This window comes from Providencia sp. UF-224 (genome assembly GCF_058245955.1).
Map to the genome: position 1 here is coordinate 1 of NZ_JBSICC010000062.1, position 4,533 is coordinate 4,533.

General features: G+C 39.6%; 3 protein-coding genes, 5 tRNA genes, 1 rRNA gene and 1 pseudogene. 1 reads left to right on the top strand and 9 read right to left on the bottom strand.

Going from position 1 to position 4,533, the window contains the following annotated elements; translation table 11 throughout:
• The 5 genes and pseudogenes from AC4IFO_RS22580 to AC4IFO_RS22600 form a co-directional block, all read right to left on the bottom strand.
• Window positions 1-78: pseudogene (locus AC4IFO_RS22580) on the bottom strand (GTP-binding protein); the annotation flags it as partial.
• A gap of 118 nt (window positions 79-196) precedes the next feature.
• A tRNA-Thr gene (locus AC4IFO_RS22585) sits at window positions 197-272 on the bottom strand.
• Window positions 273-278: 6 nt separating this feature from the next.
• A tRNA-Gly gene (locus AC4IFO_RS22590) sits at window positions 279-353 on the bottom strand.
• A 74-nt stretch (window positions 354-427) separates the two neighbouring features.
• Window positions 428-512 (bottom strand) — tRNA-Tyr (locus AC4IFO_RS22595).
• 15 nt (window positions 513-527) lie between these two features.
• Window positions 528-603, bottom strand: a tRNA-Thr gene (locus tag AC4IFO_RS22600).
• 427 nt (window positions 604-1,030) lie between these two features.
• Between AC4IFO_RS22600 and coaA the strand changes: the two genes are divergently transcribed.
• Entirely contained in the window at window positions 1,031-1,981 is a 951-nt protein-coding gene (gene coaA, locus AC4IFO_RS22605) for a type I pantothenate kinase (protein ID WP_490737789.1), read from the top strand.
• 38 nt (window positions 1,982-2,019) lie between these two features.
• On the opposite strand, the gene birA is transcribed toward coaA, so the two are convergent.
• The 4 genes from birA to AC4IFO_RS22625 all read right to left on the bottom strand — a co-directional run bounded on the left by birA (window position 2,020) and on the right by AC4IFO_RS22625 (window position 4,419).
• Window positions 2,020-2,994, bottom strand: a complete 975-nt coding sequence (gene birA, locus AC4IFO_RS22610; RefSeq protein WP_490737791.1) for a bifunctional biotin--[acetyl-CoA-carboxylase] ligase/biotin operon repressor BirA — start codon at window positions 2,992-2,994, stop codon at window positions 2,020-2,022.
• The gene (murB, locus tag AC4IFO_RS22615) at window positions 2,991-4,025 is read right to left on the bottom strand and encodes a UDP-N-acetylmuramate dehydrogenase (protein ID WP_490737793.1); all 1,035 of its coding nucleotides are present in this window, start codon (window positions 4,023-4,025) and stop codon (window positions 2,991-2,993) included. The genes birA and murB overlap by 4 nt, the downstream gene beginning before the upstream one ends.
• A gap of 176 nt (window positions 4,026-4,201) precedes the next feature.
• Window positions 4,202-4,317: ribosomal RNA gene (gene rrf / locus AC4IFO_RS22620) — 5S ribosomal RNA — on the bottom strand.
• Window positions 4,318-4,343: 26 nt separating this feature from the next.
• A tRNA-Thr gene (locus tag AC4IFO_RS22625) sits at window positions 4,344-4,419 on the bottom strand.
• Window positions 4,420-4,533 lie beyond the last annotated feature (114 nt).

Consider the following 4,533-nt stretch of genomic DNA (forward strand, 5'->3'; position numbering starts at 1 on the left):
AGTTTTACCGTGGTCAACGTGGCCGATAGTACCAACGTTAACGTGCGGTTTTGAACGTTCAAATTTTTCTTTAGACATTAGATTGTCCCTCTAAGACACGGAATCGGTGGTTAAACCACATCAACCAAGCAAGAAATTATTTCGCTTGTTTTTTTCAGGAGACAAATCAGGGAGATAATTGAGAACATGAGGGAAGTGGTGCTGATAGGCAGATTCGAACTGCCGACCTCACCCTTACCAAGGGTGTGCTCTACCAACTGAGCCATATCAGCACATCTTGGAGCGGGCAGCGGGAATCGAACCCGCATCATCAGCTTGGAAGGCTGAGGTAATAGCCATTATACGATGCCCGCAATGAACTCGGCTACCTGAGTTATCAGCTGTAAAACTGTTCCTTAAAGTTTCCTAAAGGAAAGCTTCTTGGAGATGGTGGTGGGAGAAGGATTCGAACCTTCGAAGTCTGTGACGGCAGATTTACAGTCTGCTCCCTTTGGCCGCTTGGGTATCCCACCTATCCAAATTTTTAATGGTGCCGGCACCAAGAGTCGAACTCGGGACCTACTGATTACAAGTCAGTTGCTCTACCAACTGAGCTATGCCGGCATCAAGTGCTGCGCATTCTAGGAAGAGTGAGCGCATGTTGCAACAAAAAAATTTAATTTTTTGTTCGTTTGCTTATATTTTGTTCGACTTTTGCAATTTTGTTGATTTTTTAACTATTTTAAGATTAAAACATCAACAACAGCCATTAACTATAATCCATAATTCTTTCATCAGTAAAGCCCGATAATCGACCCAAAACATTTTAAATGTCATTATTTAGTCTCTATCACAGTTTTAGCGCTCTGATTAATCGGTTATTTTCCCAGCAAAAATGAATGTTTTTTTTATGTAATTCAAAAAAAATTCACAAATATTATAAAAAAACCTACGCCTCCCCCCCATCACTCGCTATGATGCTAGCAAATTTTTTGGATACGGGTGTTTAGGCAACCTGTCCAACCTGCACAAAATAGGCAGATGTTGGTTTATGAAAAAGAACGAAAATTTTATTACTACGCCATATTTAGAGTTTGATAGAGAGCATTGGGCAACATTACGTGATTCCGTCCCTTTGACACTAACATCCAGCGAGCTTCTCGAGTTAAAAGGGATTAACGAAGAACTTTCAATGGAAGATGTTATTGAAATTTATCTACCTTTATCGCGCTTATTGAATTTTTATATTAGTTCTAACTTACGTCGTCAGGCTGTCCTAGAGCAGTTTTTAGGAACTAATGAAGCAAAAGTACCTTATATCATCGGTATTGCTGGTAGCGTCGCTGTAGGCAAGAGTACAACAGCACGTTTGTTACAAGCTCTGCTAACCCGTTGGCCTGAACACCGTAAAGTTGATTTAATTACGACAGATGGCTTTCTTCATCCGAACCAAGTATTAAAGGATCGGAATATTATGAAGAAAAAAGGTTTTCCACAGTCTTATGATATGAGAAAGCTGGTTAACTTTGTCTCTCAAATTAAATCAGGCGCTCGAAATGTGCGTGCTCCAGTCTATTCCCATTTAACCTACGATATTGTTCCTGACCAAGAACAAATTATTGATCAACCAGACATTTTGATTCTTGAAGGGCTTAATGTCTTACAGAGCGACATGGATTACCCACAAGATCCACACCATGTATTTGTCTCTGACTTTGTTGATTTCTCAATTTATGTCGATGCTGCACCTGCTTTGTTAAAACAGTGGTATATCGGTCGTTTTCTTAAGTTTAGGCAAGGTGCATTCTCCGACCCTGATTCATATTTTCATAGTTATTCAAAGTTGAGTGAAGAGGAAGCGGTCAGTATTGCTGGTTCTATTTGGGATGAAATAAATGGGCTAAATCTTGAAGAGAATATTTTGCCAACCAAGGAACGAGCAAGTTTAATAATGACTAAAGGTGAAAACCACTCAATCCAAAATGTCAGACTAAGAAAGTAAACATTATATTGGCCGAATAGTTTTCGGCCAATTATATATTACTCGTTTGGCCGCAATGATATTTCACCGCCAATATAAGGAATTATTTCCCCATTATCTTTTTGTAATAACAAGGCACCTTGGTCATTAATCCCACGTTCCACGCCAGAGATTACATCATTACCAATCAATAACTTAACATTCCTATTTAAGAAATTATCAAGTTTAAACCATCTATCTAAGAATGGTTTTAACCCCTCTTTCTCAAATAAAACCAATGAATCTTTTAGCGCTTGAATAATATTAGCCGATAATTCATTGCGTTCTATATCTTCAACTTCGTCTCTCAATGATGCCCACTCTTGTGTTATTGTATTTGTATTTTCAATATTGGTTTTACTCATTCCAATATTAATACCGATACCAATAATAATATGAGCGGCATCACCTGTTTTACCTGTTAATTCAACCAAAATACCCGCAAGTTTTTTATCATTCATATACAAGTCATTTGGCCATTTTACTTTTACTTTTTCTTTACTTATTTTATTTAAAGTTTCTGCAATCACGATTCCAACGACGAGACTCAAACCAACCGCAGCTGCGGGGCCTTGGTCTAACTTCCAATACATAGATAAATACAAATTACAGCCAAAGGGAGAGATCCATTGGCGACCTCTTCTGCCGCGACCTGCACTTTGATATTCAGCAAGGCAAGTATCCCCTGATATTAAGCTTGGAATACGTTCAAGCATGTATTGATTCGTAGAATCAATGACAGGTTCCACAATGATATTGACGTCTTTAACGTGTTGTTTGATACTATCTTTATTCAGTAAGTTTATTTGGTAAGGCAGCTTATATCCCTTACTCGTCACTGTTTCGATACTCAAGCCCCATGAACGCAATGTTTTTATATGCTTATTGATCGCAGCTCGACTCATGCCAAGCTTTTCACCAAGCTGTTCACCAGAGTGTATTTGAGCATCCGCTAAAATATCTATTAGCTGTAAAGGAATTGATGTCTCTTTCATTGAATATAATCCATTGCGTTAACCTCGCCATGACGGCCAATAAATCGAACTTCTGGCTCCAAAATGATATCAAAGCGCTTAGCAACTGTTTGGCTAACATATTTTGCTAGGTTAACAACATCAAGTCCTGTCGCTCTATGTTTATTAATTAAAACAAGTGCCTGCTGAGTATGAACTGCAGCCCCACCTATTTCATGTCCTTTCAAGCCACACTGGTCAATAAGCCAGCCAGCCGCCAATTTAACACTACCATCAGATTGGGTATATTGGGGGCAACTTGGATTTTTTTGCTTAATTTTTGCCGCTTTTTCAGCCGAAATAACTGGGTTTTTAAAGAAGCTCCCTGCATTGCCAGTTACTGTAGGGTCAGGTAACTTGCTTCTACGAGTTTGACAGACTGCATCAAAAACCTGCTTAGGTGTTACTGTTTCAGGATTAAATTGTGTTAAGTCACCGTAGGTAAGTTTAGGCTGCCATTTTTTGGCGAATTTCAACCCCACGCTAACAATCGCATAGCCATGCTGATACTTGTGTTTAAAAATACTGTCGCGATAGCCAAATTGGCATTCACTCGCCGCAATACGTGTTTCTTGATTGGCATCAAGTGACAGAATGTCTACATAATCACAAATATCTTTCAGCTCAATACCATAAGCGCCGATATTTTGAATGGGTGCGGATCCCGCACATCCAGGGATTAAAGCAAGATTCTCCGCACCATGGATGCCTTGTTGCAGTAATGCTTCCAGAAGCTGGTGCCAACTTTCACCGGCTTGAACGTGCACATACCAATAGTCATCACACTCAGTAATTTCAATTCCTTTTAACTGATTAACGATAACAACCCCTTCAAAATCCTCTACAAATAAAACATTACTACCTCCACCAAGTAGCAATATAGGCAGATTATTATTTTTCGCTTTAAGCCATTGTTGCTGGAGTGATTGTTTATTCTCTACTATAAAAACTGACAATGCTTTTGCATCAATACCAAAGCTATTGAATGGTTTGAGTTCAGAAGTTGGGTTCATTACTACCTTCAGGGAAAATATAACGATAATGAAGTAAGTCTATCAGCCAGACTTAATCGTGGGTAGCAAGAATAATAAAATAAGATAATTTCAGACTTATTATGGGTGGTTTTATTTGTTTTTTACAAATACTGAAAAGCAAAAAGCCACCCAATGGGTGGCTTCTTATATTTAAAACCTAGCAGTTCCCTACTCTCACATGGGGAGACCCCACACTACCATCGGCGCTACGGCGTTTCACTACTGAGTTCGGCATGGGGTCAGGTGGGACCACCGCGCTATTGCCGCTAGGTAAATTCTTTTTAAATGCCGATTATATGGTGCTGATACCCAGATTCGAACTGGGGACCTCACCCTTACCAAGGGTGTGCTCTACCAACTGAGCCATATCAGCAATATGGTGCGGTCAGTTAGTACTGACACAACCTTTAAATTTAATGTCTGGCAGTTCCCTACTCTCACATGGGGAGACCCCACACTACCATCGGCGCTACGGCGTTTCACTGCT

What these genes read in the sequence shown, in the direction of transcription:
- coaA (WP_490737789.1), top strand. Translation starts at nt 1,031, where the DNA reads ATGAAAAAGAACGAAAATTTTATTACTACGCCATATTTAGAGTTTGAT.
- birA (WP_490737791.1), bottom strand. Translation starts at nt 2,994, where the DNA reads ATGAAAGAGACATCAATTCCTTTACAGCTAATAGATATTTTAGCGGAT.
- murB (WP_490737793.1), bottom strand. Translation starts at nt 4,025, where the DNA reads ATGAACCCAACTTCTGAACTCAAACCATTCAATAGCTTTGGTATTGAT.